This is a genomic window from Bradyrhizobium sp. F1.4.3, from assembly GCF_040548375.1.
Classification (GTDB): Bacteria; Pseudomonadota; Alphaproteobacteria; order Rhizobiales; family Xanthobacteraceae; genus Bradyrhizobium.
This window is the reverse complement of the sequence record NZ_JBEPRN010000002.1, coordinates 82749-106093: the sequence shown is the minus strand read 5'-3', so window position 1 is coordinate 106093 and position 23345 is coordinate 82749. Positions and strand designations below refer to the sequence as shown.

The following is a 23345-nucleotide window of genomic DNA, read 5'->3' as shown; positions in this document are numbered from 1 at the left end:
GCTCTCCTTAAACCCGATTAAGATGATTTGGGCTGGAAATTCGGGTGGATGACGGCGCCGTCCCTGGTCAGCGCGGTGGCCTTGACCAGTTCGTCGTCCCAGTTCACGGCAAGGGCCTTGCTGCCCTTGTCCACCATGGTCTCAATAAAATTGAACAGGTTGCGCGCGTAGAGGCTGGAAGCGGACGCCGCGACGCGGCCGGCGACATTGGTGTAGCCGACGATCTTGATGCCATCGAGGTCGACGACCTCGCCCGGCTTCGCGCCCTCGACATTGCCGCCGCGCTCGACCGCAAGGTCGACCAGCACCGAACCCGGCTTCATTGATCTGACCATTTCGCCCGAGACGAGCTTCGGCGCGGGACGGCCCGGAATCAGCGCGGTCGTGATCACGATGTCCTGCTTCTTGATGTGCTCGGCGGTGAGCGCGGCCTGCTTGGCCTGGTACTCCCTGGACATTTCCTTGGCGTAGCCGCCGGCGGTCTGCGCGTTCTTGAACTCCTCGTCCTCGACGGCGAGGAATTTTGCACCCAGGCTCTCCACCTGCTCCTTGGTGGCGGGCCGCACGTCAGTCGCGGTGACGACGGCACCGAGACGGCGCGCCGTCGCGATCGCCTGGAGGCCGGCCACGCCGACGCCCATCACGAACACCTTTGCGGCCGGAATGGTGCCGGCCGCGGTCATCATCATCGGGAAGGCGCGACCAAAAGCTTCGGCGCCCTCGATCACGGCGCGGTAGCCGGCGAGGTTCGCCTGCGACGACAGCACGTCCATCACCTGCGCGCGCGTGATGCGCGGCATCAATTCCATCGCGAAAGCGGAGACGCCGGCATCGGCGATCGTCTTCAGCGCAGCTTCGTTGCCGTAGGGATCCATGATGGCGATGACGAGCGCGCCGCGCTTGTACTGCGCGAGCTCGGACGCCTCGGGGCGCTTCACCTTGATGATGATGTCGGCGTCCTTCAGCGCGTCCGCGCTGACGGTGGCGCCGACCGCCGTGAATTCGGAATCCGGCAGGCCCGACTTGAGGCCGGCACCCGGCTCAATGGCGATCTCGGCGCCGAGCGCCTTGAACTTCTTCACCGTATCAGGCGAAGCGGCGACCCGCGGCTCCGACGGGTCAATTTCCTTGGCAACGGCGATCTTCATAGGCCCTCCGGCGACGCGGCAAAGAACGCGCACGCGAACTTAGCGTTACTCCCGCAACGTTGGATACCGGTTTTGGAACCGGCTTGGATGCAAATTTTATGGGCACCGACGACGCTGGCGATGCAACGGGCGATAGATCAGGTGAGGAAGATCGCCATCAGGATCACGATGAGCGCGACCGAGGCCGTGCCGTACTTCACGAGCTTGATGAAGCCCTCATAGGTCTGCTCGTGAGCGACGTAGTCGTTGCCGTCGGCCGTGGTGTAGGCCACTTCGCTATGGTCAGCCATGGATTGTCCCCAGTCGAAAGTCGAATTTCACGGTTGGGATACCGCAAACCTTCGGGCAGGGCAACGGCACGGAGGCGCGGTTTTCCCGCAAATCGGCTCATTTGGAATCCAGATTGTCGCGGATCCAGCGGACGAGGCTCTGCTCGCTGACTTCGCCGGCGGCGAGCGAGAGGATGATGGTTGTCGCTTCTGCCGGATCGGGACTGAACGCCACGCCGTTCTTGTGCAGAAAGACCATCATCGCCATGAAAGCGATGCGCTTGTTTCCGTCGACAAAGGCGTGATTCTTCGCGAGCCCGAATGCATAGGCTGCGGCGAGTTCATCGAGCGGCGCCTGCTCATAGCGCCATTTGTTGACCGGCCTCTCCAGCGCCGAGCGCAACATGCCTTCGTCGCGCAGTCCCGGCGCACCGCCGAAACGGCGAAGTTGTCGGCTGTGAATGGCGACTGCCTGCTCGTAGGTGATCCAAAGCGGCTCCTGGGGATCGCTCACGCGGGCAGCCAACTATTTTGCGAGCGCGGCGAGCGTGTCGCGATACTTCTCCATCACCTCGTCGGCGATTTCCATCGTCCGTTCGAAGTCAGGATCGTAGGGCAGCGCCTGGAAACCACCGCCCGGTAATTCCACGATGTGCAATTGCTGCCCACGCTTGAGATCGAGCCGCTGCATCAACTCGCGGGGCAGCAGCAGACCATCCGAATTGCCGATCTTCTTGATTTCGATCTTCATGGCATTTCTCGCAAAACCGGCGTTATACAGTTGTATAACAGATTGAGAAGGGCGTTCAACAGATGTTTTACGCCCTTTTGAACCCCACAAACGGCCCCTACCCCATATCCAGGACCGCCGCTGTAATCGTGGACGGTGGCGGCTCCTCGACCGACAGGCCGAGCGCGCGACGAATCGCCCGGATCGAGTCCACCTTGCTGTCGCAGAAGCCTCGCTTCGCGCAGCGCTCGCCCGGGACGTTGACGACGACCGCGTCGGCGCCGGCATCCTCGGTGAGAAAGCCATGCGTCATATGGAAGCCGAGCGCGCGGTAGACCTCGAACTGCTCCTCCGAGAAGAACTGGTCGCCCGTGGTCTCGTGCGGGAAGCTGTCGTTGCGACGGGCATAGTCGCGGATGTAGTCGTTCTCGTCACCGCTCAGCGACGACTTGATGTAGATGAGATACCCGGTCTCGCCCCCGCCATAGTCGATTCTGCCGACCGCGACATGCGGTCCGGCGGACGAGCGCGGCGGCGGATCCGAAGGCTTGCCGGCGTTGCACTTCATCCATTCCCGCGTCGCGTTGCGGATCGGCGTCCACGGCAGGTCGATGATGATCCCGAGGTCGATGCGCGCGTAGCGCTGGAGCGTCACCAGCGCGGAAAAATTCATCGGCGCGTCGGCCTCCGCGTCGACCGCGATGATCACCCTGCACCGCCGGCGCAGCAATTCGTAGACGCCCAGATTCTCGATGTGACCGCCATCGGTGAGATAGACCGCGTCGGCATTTTCGTAGAGGCGGCCCGAGATTTCCGACCACAGGAACAGCGGCGTCGAGTGGTGCTGCGGCTTTCCCTTTGACGAGACGTAGCGCGGATTCTTCAGCCAGTAGCCGAGGCGCACATTGAGCAAGGCCAGGGTCGGCGTCAGAGGTTTGATCGAACCCGATCCCATGTTCGAGGAAGCGGCTGCGCCGGAGATCGCCATGACCGTCGCCAGGTCCAGGCTCGGGAAAGCCTCGGTCGCCGCGTAGCCGGTCGCCTCGCTGCCCACGTGCAAGGGCGAGAACATGAAGAAGTCGGCGTTTCGGCCGCGCCGATTGGCGAAATCCGATCCTTGAATATTCAGTGCCGCATTCACGATGTGATAGGGCGAGGCCAAAAGGCGGTCAGGCGATTTCACGCCCGCGACCGCTTGCCCGGCAGGCGCGGTATCGGTGGGATAGACGGTCGGGTAAAGCAGTTCGCTCAGCTTCTCCTCGTCGAGCGGCAGGAAGTCCCGTCCCTGATCGAGGCTGGGTTCGTTGCGCGCCGGTTCGCCATCCGCGTAGAATCTCGGGTTGAACAGGAAGGCCTTGCTCAGGCGGTCGCGGTAGAGGCGGTGCAGTGAGTTGGCGTTCGGTCCGAGGATCCAGGACAATGCAAACAGAATGATGGCCGTGACGAGGTAGAGAGGCGCCATCGCCCAATTGACGTTGTTGCCGAATTCGTACTTCGACCATTTGTACTCGCCGGGCTTGCACCAGCAGCCGATCGCATACAACCATTGGGGAACGTGCGAGACCACATTGACGGGTTTGACGATGCCGGGTTTCGCTTCTTCCTGGCTGTTGATTTCCGCCGAAAGCGTTCGAGCCTCGCTGTTGAATTGAACGTTGCCCGTTACGCCTGCCGCAGCCTTCGCCGCCGTCGGCAGCACGGCCTTGTCACCCCATTCCTCCGTCATCGAGTATTGACGGTCGGTGTCTGTCAGCACCTTGTCGTTGGCTATGCCCCAATAGCAGAGATAGAGATACCCGACCCAGATCAACAGCGGCAACGCCAGGCCGGCGATCCACACGGCCGCTCTTGCAACATAGGCAAGTATTCGCGATGAAAGGTCTGATGCTCCGGCTCCCTTCAAAAGTTCGGCGAATTGCTGCCTGAACAGCGTGACCGCCGCTGCAACAGGCGCCGCGATGGCGGCAAGCGACTGTATCCACTTGACCGCCACTCCCGTGACGATGCCGCCCGACTGCGCCGCGCTTGCCTCGGCGACATCGAACATTTGAGCGATCATGAAGGGCTGGAATTCAAAGAAGCAGATCACGACGAGCAGCACGAGGTATGTGGCGCCGGCCGTCGGTGGATAGCCGCGGAATTCACCTCTGGTGCTCGGCATCGCCGATCGCAGCAACGCCCAGGCAAAAAAGATCAACAAGCCGAACAGCGCCGCCGCGAGCGTGAGCGCAAAATGATCGACCTTCAAATGGCGTGCGATCGTGCACACGAACCCCATCGCCAGTGCAAGCCCTGCCGCATAGGAAAAGAAATCACGACGTTCGACCTTGAAGATCCGGTGGTAAAAGAAGCCAATGAGCAGGGCGGCAGCAGCGATGGCCACGCCGACGAGGATGAAAGCAAGTTCCGCTCCAAGCTTGGCGAAGAACCCGAGCGCCTGCCCGTCATCGACTCTCAGCCCGAATAGATTCGGCACGTAAAGCGAGGATCGCGCGGCGTTGGAAAGGATCGTTATCGCCGCGACGATCAGCACGACCGGAAGCGTCAGGCTGAGATTTGCGACCAGGCCGCGCACGACGATCGCAACTCCGGTGAGGAGATCGCGCGCACCCGCAGGGATCAGATAGTTCGAATAGTTGCGGATGTGGCCGACCGCGGGGGTGTCGCTGATCTCATTGGCAGGCCTTCCCTTGGAGGCACCGCCAAAGACGAACTCACGCGCCCTGGTCATCGTCGCGGTGAGCGAACAGCCGATATAACCGCCGCCCGAAACCGTCGACAGATAGTCGATCCGCTTGATCAGATCGTGATGATTGAGCGCCTGCAATACGCCGAGACAAATGGCTGATGACCGGATGCCGCCGCCCGAGAGCGCAAGCCCAACGGTCTCGATCGGCTTCTCGTCACCGACATAATCGACGCTTGAAAGGCCTTCGGCGCGACGACGGGTGTTGATCGCCTCAAGCTCCTGCCGGACCATGTCTCCGTGCTGCTGGCCCCAGGATCTTTGCTGTTCGACGGCCCGTTTCGTCTCCAGCTGTTTCGGATCCGGCTGCTGGACGTGGGGTCCAATATTGACCATGTCCGCCTCCCTGCCAGGGTACCCAGACAATCAACAATCAAAAATTGCATTCTTAAAATGAGATACCTTACACGATTAGTCTTGCCACTCGCGTGAACGTTCAATCCAGCGTAGCAGGGTCTCCAGACCGGCGAGGCGACGTTGGCGCCGCCTCAGCCCATCGCCTCCAGCTCATCGATCATGCCGGCAATGACGCTCAAGCCGCCGTCCCAGAATTTCGGATCCTTGGCGTCGAGCCCGAACGGCCGCAGCAACTCGGAATAATGCTTGGTGCCGCCGGCGGCGAGCATGTCGAGGTAGCGCTCGGCAAAGCCCTCGGTCGCATTCTCGTAGACCGCATAGAGCGAGTTCACGAGACAATCTCCGAAGGCATAGGCGTAGACGTAGAACGGCGAATGGATGAAGTGCGGGATGTACATCCAGTAGTTCTCGTAGCCGGCCCTGATCTCGATCGCGGGACCTAAGCTCTCGCCCTGCACCGAGAGCCAGATCTCGCCGAGCCGCGCCGCGGTGAGCTCGCCGTTCTTGCGCTCGGTGTGGACGGCGCGCTCGAAGGAATAGAACGCGATCTGCCGCACCACGGTGTTGATCATGTCCTCGACCTTGCCGGCGAGCAGCGCCTGGCGCTGCTTTGCGCTTCTGGTCTGCGCGAGCAGCCGCTTGAAGGTCAGCATCTCGCCGAACACGCTCGCGGTCTCGGCCAACGTCAGCGGCGTCGGCGCCATCAGCGCGCCGTTCTTCGCGGCCAGCACCTGGTGCACGCCGTGGCCGAGCTCGTGGGCGAGCGTCATCACATCGCGCGGCTTGCCCTGGTAGTTCATCAGCACATAGGGGTGTGCCGATGGCGTGGTCGGATGCGAGAACGCGCCCGGCGCCTTGCCCGGACGCACCGGCGCATCGATCCAGCGATCGGTGAAGAAGCGCTCGGCGATCTCGGCCATCTTCGGCGAGAAGCCGCGATAGGCTGACAGGACCATGTTGCGCGCCTCGGGCCAGGCGATGGTGTCGGTCGCGGCAAACGGCAGCGGCGCATTGCGGTCCCAATAGACGAGCCGCTTCTTGTTGAACCACTTTGCCTTCAGCCCGTAATAGCGGTGCGACAGCTTCGGATAGGCCGCGCGCACGGAGGCGACCAGCGCATCCACGACCTCGCGCTCGACGCGATTGTTCAGATGGCGGGAATCCGCGACATCCTTGAAGCCGCGCCAGCGGTCCGAAATATCCTTGTCCTTGGCGAGCGTATTGGTGATCAGCGCGAAGGTGCGCTCATTGGCCTTGAAGGTTTTCGCCAGCGCGTCCGCCGCAGCCTTGCGCTTGGCACCGTCGCGGTCCTGCAGGAAGTTGAGCGTCGGCTCGATCGCAAGCTCCTTGGATCCGACCTTGAAGCGAAGACCCGAGATAGTCTGGTCGAACAGCCGGTTGAAGGCGGAATAGCCGGTCTGCGCCTTCTCCAGGAAAAGCTGCTCGAGCTTGTCGTCGAGCTGGTACGGCTTCTCCTTGCGCAGGTCCTCGATCCAGGGACGGTAGTGCGCGAGCTCGGGAGCCTGCATGGCGCGGGTCAAAATATCGTCATCGATACGGTTGAGTTCGAGCGCAAAGAACAGCAGATGCGTGGACGCAGCCGTCAGCCGCTCGGACACATCGCCGTAAAACTTTGAAATCTTGGGATCAACGCTGTCGCCGGCATGGATGAGGCCGGCATAGGAGCCGAGACGGCCGGCGAGATCGTCGATCGCCTCATAGCGTCGCACGGCTTCCGCGAGCCATTTTCCGCCATCTTCGTTTGCTGTGCCTGTTGCGAGCTTGCCCTTGTAGTCCGTCTCGAACGCGACGCAATCGGCGTCCATGGTTTCGAGATCGCGCGCCACTTCCGGCGCATCGATCCCGGAATAGAGATCGGCGAGGTTCCACTCCGGAAGCTTGCCGGTCCTGCTCGCAGGCTTTGCGGAGGGTTTTGCCTTGGTGGCTGCTTTTTTGGGGTTCGGCTTGCGGAGAGCGGAGGAGCGCGAAGTCATCGTGTTGGAAACCTGTGTTCAACGATCGCAATGGCGGGGATCGCAATGGCTGGGGTCGGCAAGGTTTAAGAGTGCGTTAAGCGGCTTCGGCCAGAGTGCCCCGATTCGAGACAGATAGTAGTAGCGTGCGGGGAACACCATGGCTGCCAGTATTTTGATCGCCGACGACGACGCCGTAGCCCGCCGTCTGGTCGAGAACATGGTGCAGAAATGCGGCTATGAGACGGTCGTCGTCGAGTCCGGCGACGCCGCGATAGCCGTCCTCACCGCCCCCGACGCACCGGCGATCGACGCCGTGATCCTCGATCTCGTGATGCCCGGCCTCGACGGCATGGGCGTGTTGGCAAAAATCCGCGAAGCCGGCCTCACAGTGCCTGTCATTGTGCAGACCGCCCATGGTGGCATCGACAACGTGATCTCGGCGATGCGCGCTGGTGCTGCCGACTTCGTGGTCAAGCCGGTCGGCGTGGAGCGGCTCCAGGTCTCCTTACGCAACGCGCTCAACGCCTCCGCGCTGAAGGGCGAATTGCAGCGCATCCGTCACAGCCGCGAGGGCCGGCTGACTTTCTCCGACATCATCACGCGCGCCGAGGCGATGGCGGGCGTGATGCGCGCGGCGCAGAAGGCGGCGAACTCGTCAATTCCCGTGCTGATCGAAGGCGAGTCCGGCGTCGGCAAGGAGATGTTCGCACGCGCCATCCATGGCAGCGGCGAGCGCAAGGCAAAGCCATTCGTCGCGGTCAATTGCGGCGCGATCCCCGATAACCTCGTCGAGTCGATCCTGTTCGGCCATGAGAAGGGCGCCTTCACCGGCGCGACCGAGCGGCACACGGGCAAGTTCGTCGAGGCCCATGGCGGCACGCTGTTCCTGGACGAGGTCAGCGAGCTGCCGCTGACCGCGCAGGTCAAGCTGCTGCGCGCGCTCCAGGAAGGCGCGGTGGAGGCTGTCGGCGGCCGCAAGCCCGTGAAGGTCGATGTCCGCATCATCTCCGCGACCAACCGCAAGCTTCTGGAGCGGGTGAAGCAGGGCCATTTCCGCGAGGATCTGTTCTATCGTCTGCACGTGCTGCCGCTGACGATCCCTTCGCTCAGGGCCCGGCGCGAGGACATCCCGCATCTGCTGCGGCATTTCCTGGCGCGCTTTGCCGCCGAGGAAAACCGCCCGATCAGCGGCATCAGTGGGGAGGCCGTGGCGCATCTCGCCCAGCTCGATTGGCCCGGCAACATCCGCCAGCTTGAAAACGCGGTCTACCGCGCTGTGGTGATGAGCGAAGGCGACCAGCTCGGGCTCGACGATTTCCCGCTGCTCGCCTCGCATCCGCATTCCGCAACAGACATTCCGACCGCGCCACTGATGATCGAGCCGATCGCGGCGCCCGCCATGATTTCAGGTAACGAAATACCGATCGTGCCGCTCCCCTCGTCGGGAACCCTCGCGATGCTCACCGCGACCGGCGATGTCCGTCCGCTGGAGGACATGGAGAATGAGATCATCCGCTTCGCGATCTCGCATTACCGCGGACAGATGTCCGAAGTCGCCCGCCGCCTCAAAATCGGCAGGTCCACCCTCTACCGCAAACTCGACGAGGCCGGCGTGCAGGGCCATGGCGGGAAAAGCGGCGAGGAGACGCACTGAACCGCACAGTGAATGGTGGTTTGCCTGACGATGGGATGTGCCCGTAAGCCGTTCGGATGACGTAGGAATCCGACCCGTTCAGGAACCGTGACTTGGAAGTGACAGACAGGGGAAAAGCGCGTGGCAGAAGCGCACAATCCGTTGCAAAGCGGCTTCCTTGAAGTCAGTTTGTCGTGAGTTGTCCCGGGGAGTGCTGGCTGCAAAATCGGGGCCTGTATATCGTCTGCGTAAGAATCGTTGCGTGCAGGCGTGCAACTTTCAAAAGGCCGGCGCGATTAGCCGAAGCTGATAGACGATAACAAAGCTGTTCCACGAGGGACAGTTCACCCAAGGGGTGTGACACAATGCGTGACTGTTTGAACCACCGTGCAGGCTTTGACCGCGTTTTGATGACGGTCGCGGCGACCTTCCTCACGGTATCGGCCGGCTCAGCCCTGGCGCAGGATCAGGCGCACAGCAGCGCCGCCGAGCTCGCGATCGAAGCCGCGATCCCGCGCCCCGAGCCCGCAAACGTCCCGCCCCCGACCGCTGCCGACATCAAGCTCGACACCACCGCCACGGTGCAGGAGCCGGCGAAGGAACCCGTGAAGGCCGAGGCTGCCCCGGCGACCGAGAAGGTTGAGACCAAGCCCTCCGACGTCGCCACCACGCCCGCCGCCGACGCACCGAAGAGCGAGATGGCCAAGACGGAGCCCGCGAAGACTGAGCCTGTCAAATCTGAACCGGCCAAATCTGAACCGGCCAAGGCTGACGCCGCGACTGCGACGCCGGTCGCTCCCGACGCACCTGCGGCCGCCGCAGCCATCCCGGCGGAGCCGCCGAAGGACGTCGCCAAGGAGCCGGCTGCCGAGCCGGTAAAGGCCGCGAGCAACGTTCCGGCCGCCGACCAGCCGGTCGCCGACAAGCTCAGGGACATGATTGGCGCCAAGACCTCGCGCTATCTCGACCGCAAGAACGAGCGTGCCGCCGTCGAGAAGTTTTACGGTGCGCGTGAGTACGCGCCAGTCTGGACGCAGGGCGGCAGCCCGACCGCTGCGGCCAAGGGCGTGATCGCACGGCTAAAGGATGCCGCCTCCGACGGTCTCAATCCCGCCGACTATCCGGTGCCGGATTTCGCCGCCGCCACGACGCCCGATGCGCTCGCCGAGGCCGAGCTGAAGCTCACCGCCAGCATGTTCGACTATGCGCGCCAGGCGCAGAGCGGTCGCATGCACTGGTCGCAGGTCAGCGCCGACATCCTCTTTCCCGAACATCCGGTCGATCCGACCGAGGTGCTCACCAACGTCACCACCGCGGCCGACGCCTCGTCGGCGCTCGACAGCTACAACCCGCCGCAGAAGCTCTACAAGGAGCTGAAGGCCAAGCTCGCGCAGCTGCGCGGCCAGGGCGACGGCCCGGTGATCGAGATCACCGACGGTCCGGCGCTGAAATACACCCCCGCCCGCGGCAAGAAGCAGGCTGAAATTGTGGTGGAAGATCCGCGCGTGCCGCAGCTCCGCGCCAAGCTCGGCATCACCGAGAACGCGAGCGATACCCGCTATGACGCGACGGTCGCGGAAGCCGTGCGAAAGTTCCAGGACGGCGCCGAGATCAAGGCGACCGGCGTGCTCGACGCATCGACGGTCAGGGCGCTGAACAGCCCGAAGCGCGACAAGCAGATCGACACGGTGCTCGTGAACATGGAGCGCTGGCGCTGGCTGCCGCGCGACCTCGGCGTGCCCTCGCTCGGCGATGCCTACGTCATCCTCAACATTCCCGACTACACGCTGAAGGTGATGCAGCGCGGCCAGCAGGTCTGGACCACCCGCGTCGTCACCGGCAAGCCGGGCCAGCACGCCACACCGCTGCTCACCGAGACGATGAAGTACATCACGGTCAACCCGACCTGGAACGTGCCGCCGTCGATCGTCTACAATGAATATCTGCCGGCGCTGCAGCAGGACCCGACCGTGCTTCAGCGCATGGGCTTGCGCCTCGAGCAGAATCGCGACGGCTCGGTGCACATCTCGCAGCCGCCCGGTGAAGCCAACGCGCTCGGCCGCATCCGCTTCAACTTCCCGAACAAGTTCCTGGTCTATCAGCACGACACGCCAGACAAGTACCTGTTCGCCAAGGACGAGCGCGCCTTCAGCCATGGCTGCATGCGCGTGCAGAATCCGGATCAGTACGCCTCCGTGCTACTCAACATCGCGCTGCCGAATGAGAAGTACACGCCGGAGCGCATCCGCGGCATGTACGGCTCGAGCGAGATCGACCTCAAATTCCCGACGCCGATCCCGGTCAACATCACCTACCAGACCGCGTTCGTGGACGACGGCGGCAAACTGCAATTCCGCAAGGACGTCTATGGCCGCGACGCGACCATGATCAGCATCCTGAAGAACGGCCGCGGCAAGGATCTCGAGAACGTCGTTGCCCACTCGCAGCCGAGCTATTCGCGGCCGGCGACGACGCTGCCGAGCGGCGTGGCGGTGGCCAACAATGGCGGCGGCTTCGGCTCGTCTGGGCCGAACTTCTTCGAGCGGCTGTTCGGGGCACCGACCCCGCCGCCGGCTCCGGTCGGCCGCCGGCCTCAGCGGGTTTTCACGCGCTGAGGCGCCTCAGCCTATCGTCTCCTGAAATTCTTCAATAAAAACAGCGATTCCGCCCGGTGGGCGGGATCGCTTAACGTTAGCCATTATCCACCCGCGCTCAGCCAGCGGGCGTTTTTTTGCCACACTGAACCGTTTAGGTTTGTATTCTGACTTGGTTTGGGCGCGGGAAGGTAAACCTCCAATTAACCTTCTCGCTTTAAGAAAGCGTTCACCCTCTTTCGCGCGCTAACGGGGTTGGCGGGAGAGTCCATTTTGAACGCTCGTCGACTGGGTGGGCTCATTCGTGCTGGCTGGTTTCGCACGCCAATTCGCTGCGTTGTCGCTGTCCCATGCGGGAGTGAAGGTCGGATCTCGGATCGGCCTCGCCTCGCTGGCGCTGCTTGCTGCCGCGGGTTCGGTTCATAACGCTGCAGCGCTGAACGAAACCAAGACGCTCTCGTTCCACCACACCCATTCCGGCGAAGACCTCACCATCACCTTCAAGCGCGACGGGCGCTACGACGAAGCGGCACTGAAGCAGCTCAACCACTTCCTGCGCGACTGGCGCACCCAGGACGAGACGGTGATGGACCGTCACCTCTTCGACATCCTCTGGGAAGTCTATCGCGACGTCGACGGCAAGCAGCCGATCCAGATCATCTCCTCCTACCGTTCTCCCGCCACCAATGCCATGCTCCGCCGCCGCTCCTCGGGCGTCGCGCGCTTCAGCCAGCACATGCTGGGACATGCGATGGACTTCTACATTCCCGGCGTGCCGCTGGAGCAGATCCGCTTTGCCGGCCTGCGCCTCCAGCGCGGTGGCGTCGGCTTCTACCCGACCTCCGGCTCGCCCTTCGTGCATCTCGACACCGGCAGCATCCGGCACTGGCCGCGCATGACGCATGACCAGCTCGTCCGCGTGTTCCCGGACGGCCGCACCGTCCATGTCCCGACCGACGGCACACCGCTGAGGGGTTATGAGCTCGCCAAGGCCGACATCGAGCGGCGCGGCGACGACGCCGCGACCATCGGCAAGCCGAGCTTCTTCGCCGCCTTCTTCAAGGGCAAGTCGGCCCCCGCCAGCAGCGACGAGGATGACGAGGGCGCGCCCGCCGCAAGCGAGAAGCCGGCGGCGCCTGCCGTGGTCACCGCCGCAGCAAAGCCAGCCGATCCGGTGCCGACGCCGCGCGCCAAGCCGCAAATTGCCGCAACGTTCCAGCTCGCCTCCGCTGACGCGCAGATCGTTGCGGCGCCCAAGCCGAAGCCCGCGCCTGTGGCTGACAAGCCAGCTGCCGCTAAATCTGCTGACGCAAAGCTTGAGACGCCGGCAGACATCATCAATGCCCGCGGTTTCTGGGATACCCCGGCCACGCCGCAGCAGGCGACGCCGGCCCAGGTCGCAGCCCTGAAGGCGCGCCAGGCGCTTGCCGCCGCCACCGATCCGCAGCCGACCGCGAGCGTCTCCAACGCGGCCTATCAGGCGCTGGCCTACGCGCCGGCCGCCTCCCCGGGCGACCGCGCCAACGTGGTCGCCGCCTCAGCGCCGATCCCGCGCATGGCCCGTCCCGCAGCCCGCAACCTCGCACCGGCCACCGAAATCAACACCGTGGTCGCCAAGAGCACCGACGGCATGGTGGCGACCGCAACCCGGCTCTCCGCGGCCAAGGGTGAGAGCATCTGGCTGAAGATCGTGATGTTGTCGCCGAGCGCGAGTCGGGCGATGTCGGTCACGCTTATGGGCGAGCTCGATATGGTCGCGATGCGTGCCTATTTCGTCAAGCCGCAGTCCGTGGTCGCGATGGGCTTTGTCGACGATCCCATGCAGGGCCTGTCCTGCGACAGCTTCTCGGGCAGCGCCACCGCCAAGCTCGAGACGACGTCGTTCGTCGTGCGCACCGCCGCGCTGCGCTGACGTCTTTGTTCAAGGCCTCCGGAGGCGCCGATCCAGGTGATACGTCAGCGCCAGCGACAGGCAGACCAATAGCGGCTGCTTCGGCAGCGCGCCCTTGACATTCAGCAACAGCGCCCTGGTCTGCCGATATTCGAACTGATCGGGAAAACGGTCGCGGAACGTGTCGATCAGCGTCGTCTTGCAGTTGAACAGAATGGCAGGGTGCTCGGAGTCCTTCACGCGCCCGAGCCGGATCGTAGAGCCGCTGCCGCTCTCATCGGTCAGATAGGCAGGCTCGCCCCATTTCAGGGTTTCGCTGAGCCGGCCGACCTCGTCATGAGCTGCGGCCGTCGCGAAGATCAGCGCACGCACCTGAAGCAGCCGTTTGCCAATCGGCGCCGGAAAGGCGTCGAAGGCACGGCTCACCTCACGTGGCAGCGGCGGGGCAGTCACACCAGTCTCCTTCGATGGCGTCCACAACACAGGTTGTCGTCCTGGCGAAAGCCAGGACCCATACCGCGGAATCTATCGATGAAGCGCGGTACCAATCCCGCACGACGATAATGCAACTGCCCGCCTTCGCGATAATCACGTCCTGTGGCTATGGGTCTTCGCCGGGACGACAGCACTGGCCTCAGATCATTCCCAGCGCCTGCATGTAGGTCTCGAGGATCGTCTCGGCTTCGGCGCGCTCGTTGGGATCCTGCTTGCGCAGGCGCACGATGGTGCGCAGCGCCTTGACGTCGTAGCCGTTACCCTTGGCTTCGGCGAAGACATCGCGGATGTCGTCGGAAATCGCCTTCTTCTCCTCCTCCAGCCGCTCGATGCGCTCGATGATGGATTTGAGCTGGTCCTTGGCAAATTTCGTCGCGGGCTCGTCGTCGCGAACGGCGGCGGAGGTGGCCATCTTGGTACTCCCAATGGAACTGGCAAAACGAGGTGACGCCGGCATCCTCACCGCGCGTGCTGTTGACCCTTAGGGTTGGCGGCCTCTGCGTTCAAGACAGCATCGCGCTCGTCCACAGCGCGCCCACACCTTCCTGCGTCGGAGCAAAGAAACCTGTTGTGTGGCGCGACTCAGGGCGCAAGCCGTTCAGTGCCCGGGATGGGCCTTCTTCATCGCGTCGAGTTGCTCGGCCGTGGCCGTGCCCTGATGCTTCGATTTCCAGATCTCGTAGGGCATGCCGTAGACGGCCTCCCGGCTCTCGTCCTTGCTCAAGGCCACGCCCTGCGCGTCGGCGGCGTCCTTGAGCCAGTTGGACAGACAGTTGCGGCAGAAGCCCGCCAGATTCATCAGATCGACGTTCTGGACGTCCGTGCGCGTCCGCAGATGATCGACCAGGCGCCGGAAGGCGGCTGCCTCGAGCTCAGTCCTGGTTTTGTCGTCGATTGCCATAGCTGGATCCCTTGGCTCTGGTGGTCACCCTTACGGGATCAGGTGGGGTCCTGTCACAGATTTTGCCATATCGCAGCGCAAACGGACGCGACGCCGCCCCGGGCCGGTTCCGGTGCCCTCTACGCCAAATCGTCAATGATCTGATATAGCTTCCGCGACAATGACCGCCGAATCTCCCCGCCTCGCCCTCCGCCTGCTCGCCCGGTTCGCCCCGGTGCTGGCGTTTGCCCTGTTCTGCCTCTGGAACAGCCCGGCCTCCGCCGATTTCCGGCTTTGCAACAACACCGCGAGCCGGGTCGGCATTGCGCTCGGCTACAAGGACGCCGAAGGCTGGACCACCGAGGGCTGGTGGAACATCTCGTCCCGCTCCTGCGAGACGCTGCTCAGGGGCACGCTGGTCGCCCGCTACTACTACATCTATGCGATCGACTACGACCGCGGCGGTGAATGGTCCGGTCAGGCCTTCATGTGCTCGCGCGACAAGGAATTCACCATCCGCGGCACCGAGGACTGCCTGACACGCGGCTACGACCGGACCGGCTATTTCGAGGTCGATACCGGCGAGCAGCGGGCCTGGACGGTGCAGCTCACTGACGCCAACGAGCAGCCGGCACCGCCCCGCGTACCTGGCATGCCCGGCCCGGTTGGCCCCGGTGGCGGCGTTCCGGGTTTGCCCAATGGGCCGCCCGGTGCTACGCCCCCGGGCTCGCCCGGCCTCCCACCGGCCGCCGCCCCGCCCCCGCCTGGAAATAAGCCATGAGGCGTCTTCGCCGTATCAAGATTCTCGCGACCCTGGGACCCGCCTCTTCAGACCTCGCGATGATCCGCCGCCTGTTCGAGGCCGGCGCCGACCTGTTCCGCATCAACATGAGCCACACGCCGCATGACAAGATGCGGGAGCTGGTGGCGACGATACGCAACGTCGAGAGCAGCTACGGCCGCCCGATCGGCATCCTGGTCGACCTCCAGGGACCGAAGCTCCGGCTCGGCGCCTTCGCGGAAGGTGCGGTCCAGCTCCAGAACGGCCAGACCTTCACGCTGGATTCCGACAAGACGCCGGGCGACGCCACCCGCGTCAACTTACCCCATCCGGAGATTCTCGCCGCGCTGCGGCCCGGCCACGCGCTGCTGCTCGACGACGGCAAGGTGCGACTGATCGCCGAAGAGACCTCGAAGGAGCACGCGGTGACCCGCGTCGTGGTCGGCGGCAGGATGTCCGACCGCAAGGGCGTCAGCCTGCCCGACACCGATCTGCCGGTCTCGGCGATGACGCCGAAGGACCGCGCCGACCTGGAGGCCGCGCTGGTCACCGGTGTCGACTGGATCGCACTGTCCTTCGTGCAGCGCGCCGACGACGTGGTCGAGGCCAAGAAGATGATCCGCGGCCGCGCCGCCGTGATGGCCAAGATCGAGAAGCCGCAGGCGATCGACCGCCTCGCCGAGATCATCGAGGCCTCCGACGCGCTGATGGTCGCGCGCGGCGACCTCGGCGTCGAGCTGCCGCTGGAGCGCGTGCCGAGCCTTCAGAAGCAGATGACGCGCATGGCGCGCCGCGCCGGCAAGCCGGTGGTGATCGCAACCCAAATGCTGGAATCGATGATCCAGTCGCCGGTGCCGACCCGCGCCGAGGTCTCCGACGTCGCCACCGCCGTCTATGAAGGCGCCGACGCCATCATGCTGTCGGCGGAATCGGCCGCCGGCAAATTCCCGGTCGAGGCGGTCTCGACCATGAACCGCATCGGCGAGGAGGTCGAGCGCGACCCGACTTATCGTTCGGTGATCACGGCACAGCGCCCGGCGCCGGAAACGACCGCCGGCGACGCCATCGCGGATGCCGCGCGTCAGATCGCCGAGACGCTCGACCTGCCCGCGCTGATCTGCTGGACCAGCTCGGGCTCGACCGCCGTGCGCGTGGCGCGCGAGCGGCCGAAGCCGCCGATCGTGGCGATCACGCCGAACATCGCGGCCGGACGCCGGCTCGCGGTGGTGTGGGGCGTGCATTGCGTGGTGGCAGAAGATGCGCGCGACCAGGACGACATGGTGAGCCGCGCCGGCCAGATCGCGTTCCGCGACGGCTTCGTCCGCGCCGGCCAGCGCGTGATCATCGTCGCCGGCGTGCCGCTCGGCATCCCCGGCACCACCAACATGGTGCGCATCGCCTCCGTCGGCCCCGAGGGCGAGTCGGATATCTGATGTCGCGTCATGCCGGAGCGCGCTGACGCGCGTCCCCGAATGACTTCCGACAAAAATATCGAAAACAACCCCATGCACAGTAGCCGTCAAGTGCCGGCGCGATGCCTTGTGGATTGGGCGAAACCATTGACAATTCGGGCCGATCCGCGCGCGTCGCGCGTCAGGCCTTGAGCTCAGGCTCCGACCAGCGCTTTCGTGGTTGGCAGCAGCGTCTGCTGCACCACCAGGCCACGGGCGCGGGCATCCATGACGCCGACGGCGCGCAGCGCGAGCAGCGTCACGGTCTGCACCGCATCGCGCATCTTGACGGGATCTTCGAGATTGTCGGGCGCGAGCGGCCCGACCAGCGACTCATGCAATGCGCCGAGCAGCGCGGTCGCGGCGAGCGCGGTGTCCTGCGCCGGCAGATGGCCGGCGCGCACGGCGGCGTCGATCCGGGCCGCCATCTCGCCGGCGATCTCGCGGCGGCTGGCAAGCCTGGAGGCACTGACATCAACGTCGACCGGCTCGGCCAGAATGCCCCAGGCCAGCCGGCGCTGCGACAGCGTATGGACGGCCACGGTGGTCACGGCGGCCGCCAGCGCCGAGGACGGGCCGGGCGCGGCGTCGGCCGCGCGGCGGATCGCCGCGAGCTCGTCGCGGGAGACCTCGGAAATCAGTTCGGAGATCAGCTCGGCCTTGGAAGGGAAGTAGCGGTAGACCGTGCCCGCCGCCACATTGGCCCGGACCGCGACCGGCGCGATCTGCACCGCCGCCATGCCGCCTTCGGCTGCGGCCTCCCTCGCCGCCGCCAGAATGGCGCTGCGCCGAGCTGCAAGGCGCTTCACCACTTGATGCGTTCGCCGATAAACCATGGCGCGCTTCCTGTCCCACACGCCAACCGCACGCCGCGGCCGAACGCTTCGTCACTGCAATAGATGCAAATCGCCCCGCAAGGACTGAACAACTATTCAGGATGGATGACAAGAAGCAAATGCGTGATGCCGGTTTTCGCGCTTCGCGTTGTTTCACCCGCTTTGGCTTCGAGGACAGCCCGCTTCGGCGCACCCGAATCCCGACAAATTCGGGCGACGGCGGCGGCACCTGCTGCGTCTGCCGGATGGTAGTGCGACTGCTCGACCGTGCGCCACCTTTACGCGCAAAGCAGCAAAGTTCCCGCACAGATTCATGCAACCTTAACTGGCTGGCCATAGTCCTACGGTGTCAATCGGAATTCGGCAATGCGCCCCACGAGCGTACTTTCTGCGTCACGCCCCGTTTTCGAGAAAGGCTACGGGCATCAGTTCGACGCGCACAGCAACATCAGCAACTCGACTCTGCCCGCGATGTTACCTGCACACATGGCGCCTTGATGCTGCAACGCGCGACAACCGCCGCTGACTTGCCCGAAGCCATTTCGACGCCCGCGGCCGGAGGACTCCGGCGACAATGGACGGCAGCCCTGCACGGAAAAGCGCTTGCACCCGTCGCCATTGTCGTCTGCTCGATGCTGGCAGGCGCGCTCTACACCTTGGCGATGGGCGAAGACGTCAACTGGGATTGGCAGAACTACCACGAATACAATGTCTGGGCCGTGCTCAACGGCCACTATCGCCTGGATGCGGTTCCGCCGGGTTTTCAGACCTACTTCAATCCGATCGTCTATTTTCCGGTCTATTATCTCCGCCACTTCCTGCCGTCGCCCTATGGGCTGATGATCATCGGCGCGATTCACGGCCTCAACCTCGCGCTCATTTGCCTGTTCGTACGCGTGGTCCTGCGCCAGGTCGCAAACCTCGCGGCGATCGCGGCGGCGGTCGTGATCGCAGCCTTCGGTCCGATGACGCTCTCGGAGGTGGGCACGAGTTTTTCCGACGTGCTGCTGGCGCTGCCCGTGATCGGCGGTTTCCTTCTGATCCTGGTTGCGGATCGCCGGCCCGCAGTCCGCTATCTGCTGGCCGGGTTCCTGATCGGCGCCGCGGTCGGGCTGAAGCTGACCAATGTCGTCTACGCGATGGGCGCAGCCGCGGCACTGTTCGCCGCCACGCGTCCGCTCCAGGCGAGTGTCCTTCTTGGGCTGGGCGGGATTGCCGGCGCGGCCCTCACGGGCGGCGAATGGTGCCTGATCACGTGGCGTGACACCGGCAACCCGATTTTCCCGCTTTTCAATGCGGTGTTCCAGTCCAGGGAAGTGGCGTCCATCAATCTGATGGATGCGCAGTTCATGCCCCACAGCGTGTCCGACGCGCTGGCTTATCCCTTCTATTGGCTGGTGGGCGACCACAGAGGCGCCGAACATCCTTTCAGGGACGCGCGTTTCGCGGTCGCGACGGTGCTGCTCGTGCTCGGCTTGTTTGCGCGCATGACGCGAGGCAGCGCGATCTTCACACGACGTGACGTACAGTTCGTGGTGCTCTTTGCGGTCTCCTATCTGGCGTGGCTCGGCCTGTTCTCGATCCAGCGCTATGCGGTGGTTCTGGAACTGCTGTGCGGCCCGTTGATCGTTCTATTGCTCGTCCGCCTCGGTGCAAGCATGAGGCCGGCGTCGCCGGCAACGTCCTCCGTTCCGCTGAACGCGACGATGATGACGGTTGCTATTGGCATCGCGTTGTGGTCGCAGCCGGCGGACTGGTGGCACCGCCCCTGGTCCGAGACGTACCAGCCAAAGATCGCAGACGAGCTCCATCAACCCGCGACCTACTTCATCCTCGGCAAGCCACTCGCTTATATCGCGCCGCAGCTTCCGCCGCAGTCGCGCTTCTACCTGCTCGCCGATATCGGCGTGCCCATCGTCCCCGGCGGGATCTTTGATCAGCGCATCCGCGACGGGCTGACGGCTCCCCTGCCCGGCGGTGTCCGCGAATTGCACATGCGCGGCGAGCCGGACCGCACCGCGCTCCTGGATCGCTACGCGCTTGCCATCGATCGCTCCAGGCCCTGCGTCGCCATCGAGGGCGCCCGCCCCGGCACCATCCTCGAAAGCTGCCCGCTCATCGAGCGGGCCTCGCGTTAGCGTCTCACGGTAGAGCCCGATCGGAGCTTGCTCGACCTTCTCAGTTCGTTCGTGTTGCCGCGAGCTGCATCGATGCAGCCTCGACCGACCGCCAGGCTGCGCAGCGTCCAAAAATCAACCCGACGACGATGAGGATCGCCGGAAATCCCACCGGCTGACCGAGAAACAGGAAGGTCGCAAGCAGCGCGAAGACGAGGACCAGGGCCATCACCTCGTGGCGCGCGAAACCTTCGTCGAGTCCGGCGCGGATGAGAAAGGCAATCGCGACAGCCAGCACCACCAAATCATACATGAAGAGATAGGGCGTCGTCAGGAGCGTTGCCGCCGCAAGCATCGCGGCTTTCAGCGCGTAGGGCAGCCTGCTGCGCCACATCACGACCAGCACGACGGCCACCGCGGCCGTCAACACCCACTGGAATATCCACGCGAGCTGCTCAGTACCGCCGACATAGCGCACGAACGAGAAGATGCTTTGCATCTTGAACCAGGGCGCCCGGCCTTCGGTGAGGAAGGCCTGCGAAAACATCGGAATCCAGTGAAAGAACGCTTGCCAGCTTTCGGTGCCGAAGGCGAACCAGGACACCGTAGCGATCGCGGCGACGACGATCGCGGCGGTGACGAGCACCGTCCATTCGGCGGCGGCAAGCAGGACCAGCGGAAACAGCAGTCCGTATTGGGGCTTGTAGCTCAGAAGGCCGAGACAGATTCCAGCCAGCACCGGCCGTGTTGGCATCAGATAGAGCATGCCGCCGATCAGCGAGGCCGTGAGGAAACCGTTCTGCCCGACCAGGATGTTGATGAAGGCGGCGGGAAAGCCGATCGCAAGCACCAGGCCCGCGTTGCGCCCGACGATCGCGCGCATCACGGCAAGATAAGGCAGCATGCTGAACGCGGCCCAGCCGATGAAAGCCGCGGCATAAGGAAACTGCGCAAGGAGTGAGGCGACGAACAGGAAGGGCGGCGGATAATGCCAGGCGAAATGGCCGACAAAATCCTGCTTGAGAAGCGCGAGCTCGACCTGCTTCTGGATGTCCCAATCCCAGGCCTGCGCGGGATGGCCCTCGAGCGCCAATTTTCCGGCCGCCCAGACGTTGACGAAGTCCGTCGGGATTCCGCGTCCGTCCGCGCCGAAGATCCACACGTGAGTGAGATAGGCCGTCGGAAAATATGCCAGCGTGACGATCGCCAGCACGAAGGAGATGTTGACGAGCGTTGCGGGGACTGCGCCGCGGCCAACAGCAGGCGGGGCGGAGGAGGCTTCAGCCATGCGGCTTCCTTTGACGCAATGCGGTAACGCAGATGCAATCAAGCCATACATCCGAATGACTTGAAGGAGGCTTAAGCCTGACTGTCGGATGCCGCGCGCCGATCGTTCGGACAAAGCAAAAGAGCCCCGTCGATGACGGGGCTCTTCGCTATTCCGTTGATCGTCTAGCTTACTTGAGGCTGGACGAGATCGAGCCGAACTTGCCGCTCAGCGTGCTGCCGAGGTTGTTGACGACGGTGATGATCGCCAGCGCGATGCCGGCGGCGATCAGGCCGTATTCAATGGCGGTCGCGCCGGATTCATCCTTCACGAAACGCGAAACGAGGTTCTTCATAGAGTGCTCCCAAAAAGTACACGAGGCTACAACTGGTCTGGTCTTTCCGGCTTCCCAGCGCCGCCCGACCATGGAACCGAACGTAAGGGCAAAGAATTGCGCCGCAGTTAACTCGACTGCGTAAACCCAGAACGGTTTGCGTGTATTCGACGATGGTAAACCGAAATCTAAAACAGCCGGTTAAATTGCCGGGACATAAACGGGAGCCGGTTGCGCCGATTTACCCGAAGTTATGACCGTCATGGTCCAATGCCGCCCGTTCGACAACAGGACCAAGAACAAGCAGGACGACGAGGCGGCATGTCCCTTTCCTTCACCAACAGCATCGCGGTGCAGAGCCGCGCGCGAGCGCTGGTGCCTCTCTGCGTCGGCGCGGGCGCCTACCTCTTCTTCCTCTATATCGGCGACACGCTGCTCCAGGACTCCGACTCGTTCTGGCAGATCAAGATCGGGCAGTGGATCCTCGATCACCACGCGCTCCCTTACACCGACTTCTATTCCTTCACGCGGCCTGGCGCGCCCTGGATCTCGACGTCATGGCTGTCGCAGGTTCTGTTCGCCTTCTCGTATACGCAATGGGACTGGGCCGGGCCGGTGATCCTCACCGCGCTTGCGATTGCAGCGTCCGCCGCGATCTTGGTCTATTTGCTCGATGCGCATCTCGAAATTCCGCGCTCCGTGCTGTTCGCGATGCTGGCGGTCGTGCTGTCGCTGCATCACATTCTGGCGCGGCCGCACATCCTGGCGCTGCCGGTGATGATCGCATGGGTCGGCATGCTGATGGCGGCGGCCGATCGCAAGGGCGTGCCGTCCTGGTATTGGCTGCCGCTGATGTCGCTGTGGGCGAACCTGCATGGCGGCTTCGTGCTTGGCCTCGCGCTAATCGGCCCGATGGCGATCGAGGCGATCTGGACTCTCGACTCCGGCAAGCAGGTCCGGTTGCTCGGACGCTGGTTCCTGTTCGGCGTCGCAGCCATGCTTGCTGCCTGCGTCACGCCCTATGGCTGGCGCACGCTGTTGGGTGCCACCAACATCCTCAATCTCGGTGAGCTGCTGTCGGTCATCTCGGAATGGATGCCGGCGAATTTCGCCTCGTTTTCCGCATTCGAAGCCGCGATCCTCGGCCTGATCGCGATCGGCCTGTTTCGCGGCCTGACGCTGTCGCCGCCGCGCATTCTCCTGATCCTGCTCTTCACCTGGATGGGGCTCACCCATGTCAGGAGCATCGAGGCCTTTGCCTTCCTGGTGCCGTTGGTGCTGGCCAAGCCGCTCGGCGAAAAGTCCCCGCTGCCGCAACGCGACGCGCAAGCGACCGAGAGCTGGCCGGCCCGCTACGTCACCATCACAGGCGCGTTGATGATCGCGGCCGCGGCCTGGACCTCGACCTCGATCTACATGTCGCATCATCGCTTCACCTTCACGATGGGCCAGACGCCGGTTGCTGCCGTCGACCTGCTCCAGAGCCGCAAGGCGCAGCGCATCTTCAATGCCTACCAGTTCGGCGGCTATCTGATCTCGCGCGACATCCCGGTCTTCGTCGACGGCCGCGCCGAGCTCTATGGCGAGAAATTCGTGATGGACTTCTTCAAGGCGGTCGAGGTCAAGAAGCTCGACAATTTGATGCGACTGCTCGAGGAGTACAAGATCGACGCCACGCTGATGGTTGCGGATGCGCCGGCTGCCCAAGTGCTGGATCACATCAAGGGCTGGAAGCGGATCTACGGCGACGGCATCGCGGTGATCCATGTGCGGGACGAAGCGGAAGGCGCGGCCGCTACGATGTCGAAGTGAGGACGCAGACCTTGGGCGTGTACTCACT

Annotated in this window: 19 protein-coding genes; 7 read left to right on the top strand and 12 right to left on the bottom strand. The window is 64.0% G+C overall.

Annotation, left to right across the window (positions count from 1 at the left end; translation table 11 throughout):
* Nucleotides 1–17 precede the first annotated feature (17 nt).
* The 6 genes from ABIB73_RS07935 to ABIB73_RS07910 form a co-directional block, all read right to left on the bottom strand.
* Nucleotides 18–1148, bottom strand: coding sequence for a Re/Si-specific NAD(P)(+) transhydrogenase subunit alpha (locus ABIB73_RS07935; RefSeq protein ID WP_354222799.1), 1131 nt, complete (start codon nt 1146–1148; stop codon nt 18–20).
* Between the two features lie 137 nt (nt 1149–1285).
* Nucleotides 1286–1438: an aa3-type cytochrome c oxidase subunit IV gene (locus tag ABIB73_RS07930; RefSeq protein ID WP_008136857.1), complete on the bottom strand. Its 153-nt coding sequence runs from the start codon at nt 1436–1438 to the stop codon at nt 1286–1288.
* A 97-nt stretch (nt 1439–1535) separates the two neighbouring features.
* On the bottom strand, nt 1536–1931 hold the full coding sequence (locus tag ABIB73_RS07925; protein ID WP_354222797.1) for a type II toxin-antitoxin system death-on-curing family toxin: 396 nt from the start codon (nt 1929–1931) through the stop codon (nt 1536–1538).
* A 12-nt stretch (nt 1932–1943) separates the two neighbouring features.
* Nucleotides 1944–2168, bottom strand: coding sequence for an AbrB/MazE/SpoVT family DNA-binding domain-containing protein (locus ABIB73_RS07920; RefSeq protein WP_354222795.1), 225 nt, complete (start codon nt 2166–2168; stop codon nt 1944–1946).
* Between the two features lie 97 nt (nt 2169–2265).
* Nucleotides 2266–5229 (bottom strand): patatin-like phospholipase family protein, encoded by a 2964-nt coding sequence (locus ABIB73_RS07915; RefSeq protein WP_354222793.1) that lies wholly within the window; start codon nt 5227–5229, stop codon nt 2266–2268.
* 152 nt (nt 5230–5381) lie between these two features.
* Nucleotides 5382–7244 carry a M3 family oligoendopeptidase gene (locus ABIB73_RS07910; RefSeq protein ID WP_354222791.1) on the bottom strand — a complete coding sequence of 621 codons (1863 nt, stop codon included), beginning with the start codon at nt 7242–7244 and terminating at the stop codon, nt 5382–5384.
* A 139-nt stretch (nt 7245–7383) separates the two neighbouring features.
* On the opposite strand from ABIB73_RS07910, the gene ABIB73_RS07905 reads away from it, so the two are divergent.
* From ABIB73_RS07905 to ABIB73_RS07895, 3 genes are all read left to right on the top strand, one after another.
* Complete coding sequence (locus ABIB73_RS07905) at nt 7384–8880, top strand: sigma-54-dependent transcriptional regulator (protein ID WP_354222789.1); 1497 nt, start codon at nt 7384–7386, stop codon at nt 8878–8880.
* Nucleotides 8881–9224: 344 nt separating this feature from the next.
* Complete coding sequence (locus ABIB73_RS07900; protein WP_354222787.1) at nt 9225–11474, top strand: L,D-transpeptidase scaffold domain-containing protein; 2250 nt, start codon at nt 9225–9227, stop codon at nt 11472–11474.
* Between the two features lie 283 nt (nt 11475–11757).
* Complete coding sequence (locus ABIB73_RS07895; protein ID WP_354222786.1) at nt 11758–13365, top strand: peptidoglycan L,D-endopeptidase MepK; 1608 nt, start codon at nt 11758–11760, stop codon at nt 13363–13365.
* A gap of 9 nt (nt 13366–13374) precedes the next feature.
* Here the strand turns inward: ABIB73_RS07895 and ABIB73_RS07890 are convergent, their stop codons facing one another.
* From ABIB73_RS07890 to ABIB73_RS07880, 3 genes are all read right to left on the bottom strand, one after another.
* On the bottom strand, nt 13375–13797 hold the full coding sequence (locus ABIB73_RS07890) for a DUF1801 domain-containing protein (RefSeq protein ID WP_354222784.1): 423 nt from the start codon (nt 13795–13797) through the stop codon (nt 13375–13377).
* Between the two features lie 181 nt (nt 13798–13978).
* On the bottom strand, nt 13979–14251 hold the full coding sequence (locus ABIB73_RS07885) for a DUF2312 domain-containing protein (protein WP_354222782.1): 273 nt from the start codon (nt 14249–14251) through the stop codon (nt 13979–13981).
* Nucleotides 14252–14437: 186 nt separating this feature from the next.
* Nucleotides 14438–14740 carry a DUF1244 domain-containing protein gene (locus ABIB73_RS07880; RefSeq protein WP_354222780.1) on the bottom strand — a complete coding sequence of 101 codons (303 nt, stop codon included), beginning with the start codon at nt 14738–14740 and terminating at the stop codon, nt 14438–14440.
* Between the two features lie 160 nt (nt 14741–14900).
* Here ABIB73_RS07880 and ABIB73_RS07875 point away from each other — a divergent pair, with 160 nt between their 5' ends.
* Nucleotides 14901–15500, top strand: coding sequence for a DUF1036 domain-containing protein (locus tag ABIB73_RS07875; RefSeq protein WP_354222778.1), 600 nt, complete (start codon nt 14901–14903; stop codon nt 15498–15500).
* A complete protein-coding gene (gene pyk, locus ABIB73_RS07870; RefSeq protein WP_354222776.1) occupies nt 15497–16933 on the top strand; it encodes a pyruvate kinase in 1437 nt (478 codons plus the stop codon). Before ABIB73_RS07875 ends, pyk begins: the two co-directional genes overlap by 4 nt.
* A 173-nt stretch (nt 16934–17106) precedes the next feature.
* Here pyk and ABIB73_RS07865 read toward each other — a convergent pair whose 3' ends face one another.
* The gene (locus tag ABIB73_RS07865; RefSeq protein ID WP_354222774.1) at nt 17107–17787 is read right to left on the bottom strand and encodes a TetR family transcriptional regulator; all 681 of its coding nucleotides are present in this window, start codon (nt 17785–17787) and stop codon (nt 17107–17109) included.
* 101 nt (nt 17788–17888) lie between these two features.
* Between ABIB73_RS07865 and ABIB73_RS07860 the strand changes: the two genes are divergently transcribed.
* Complete coding sequence (locus tag ABIB73_RS07860) at nt 17889–19925, top strand: hypothetical protein (RefSeq protein WP_354222772.1); 2037 nt, start codon at nt 17889–17891, stop codon at nt 19923–19925.
* A gap of 40 nt (nt 19926–19965) precedes the next feature.
* Here the strand turns inward: ABIB73_RS07860 and ABIB73_RS07855 are convergent, their stop codons facing one another.
* A complete protein-coding gene (locus ABIB73_RS07855) occupies nt 19966–21192 on the bottom strand; it encodes a glycosyltransferase family 87 protein (protein WP_354222770.1) in 1227 nt (408 codons plus the stop codon).
* A gap of 169 nt (nt 21193–21361) precedes the next feature.
* The gene (locus ABIB73_RS07850) at nt 21362–21526 is read right to left on the bottom strand and encodes a Flp family type IVb pilin (RefSeq protein WP_354222768.1); all 165 of its coding nucleotides are present in this window, start codon (nt 21524–21526) and stop codon (nt 21362–21364) included.
* Nucleotides 21527–21826: 300 nt separating this feature from the next.
* On the opposite strand from ABIB73_RS07850, the gene ABIB73_RS07845 reads away from it, so the two are divergent.
* Nucleotides 21827–23317: a hypothetical protein gene (locus tag ABIB73_RS07845; protein ID WP_354222767.1), complete on the top strand. Its 1491-nt coding sequence runs from the start codon at nt 21827–21829 to the stop codon at nt 23315–23317.
* Nucleotides 23318–23345 lie beyond the last annotated feature (28 nt).

What these genes read in the sequence shown, in the direction of transcription:
- ABIB73_RS07855 (WP_354222770.1), bottom strand. Translation starts at nt 21,192, where the DNA reads ATGGCTGAAGCCTCCTCCGCCCCGCCTGCTGTTGGCCGCGGCGCAGTC.
- ABIB73_RS07935 (WP_354222799.1), bottom strand. Translation starts at nt 1,148, where the DNA reads ATGAAGATCGCCGTTGCCAAGGAAATTGACCCGTCGGAGCCGCGGGTC.
- ABIB73_RS07905 (WP_354222789.1), top strand. Translation starts at nt 7,384, where the DNA reads ATGGCTGCCAGTATTTTGATCGCCGACGACGACGCCGTAGCCCGCCGT.
- pyk (WP_354222776.1), top strand. Translation starts at nt 15,497, where the DNA reads ATGAGGCGTCTTCGCCGTATCAAGATTCTCGCGACCCTGGGACCCGCC.
- ABIB73_RS07875 (WP_354222778.1), top strand. Translation starts at nt 14,901, where the DNA reads ATGACCGCCGAATCTCCCCGCCTCGCCCTCCGCCTGCTCGCCCGGTTC.
- ABIB73_RS07885 (WP_354222782.1), bottom strand. Translation starts at nt 14,251, where the DNA reads ATGGCCACCTCCGCCGCCGTTCGCGACGACGAGCCCGCGACGAAATTT.
- ABIB73_RS07880 (WP_354222780.1), bottom strand. Translation starts at nt 14,740, where the DNA reads ATGGCAATCGACGACAAAACCAGGACTGAGCTCGAGGCAGCCGCCTTC.
- ABIB73_RS07860 (WP_354222772.1), top strand. Translation starts at nt 17,889, where the DNA reads ATGGATGACAAGAAGCAAATGCGTGATGCCGGTTTTCGCGCTTCGCGT.
- ABIB73_RS07930 (WP_008136857.1), bottom strand. Translation starts at nt 1,438, where the DNA reads ATGGCTGACCATAGCGAAGTGGCCTACACCACGGCCGACGGCAACGAC.
- ABIB73_RS07915 (WP_354222793.1), bottom strand. Translation starts at nt 5,229, where the DNA reads ATGGTCAATATTGGACCCCACGTCCAGCAGCCGGATCCGAAACAGCTG.
- ABIB73_RS07920 (WP_354222795.1), bottom strand. Translation starts at nt 2,168, where the DNA reads ATGAAGATCGAAATCAAGAAGATCGGCAATTCGGATGGTCTGCTGCTG.
- ABIB73_RS07910 (WP_354222791.1), bottom strand. Translation starts at nt 7,244, where the DNA reads ATGACTTCGCGCTCCTCCGCTCTCCGCAAGCCGAACCCCAAAAAAGCA.
- ABIB73_RS07845 (WP_354222767.1), top strand. Translation starts at nt 21,827, where the DNA reads ATGTCCCTTTCCTTCACCAACAGCATCGCGGTGCAGAGCCGCGCGCGA.
- ABIB73_RS07865 (WP_354222774.1), bottom strand. Translation starts at nt 17,787, where the DNA reads ATGGTTTATCGGCGAACGCATCAAGTGGTGAAGCGCCTTGCAGCTCGG.
- ABIB73_RS07850 (WP_354222768.1), bottom strand. Translation starts at nt 21,526, where the DNA reads ATGAAGAACCTCGTTTCGCGTTTCGTGAAGGATGAATCCGGCGCGACC.
- ABIB73_RS07900 (WP_354222787.1), top strand. Translation starts at nt 9,225, where the DNA reads ATGCGTGACTGTTTGAACCACCGTGCAGGCTTTGACCGCGTTTTGATG.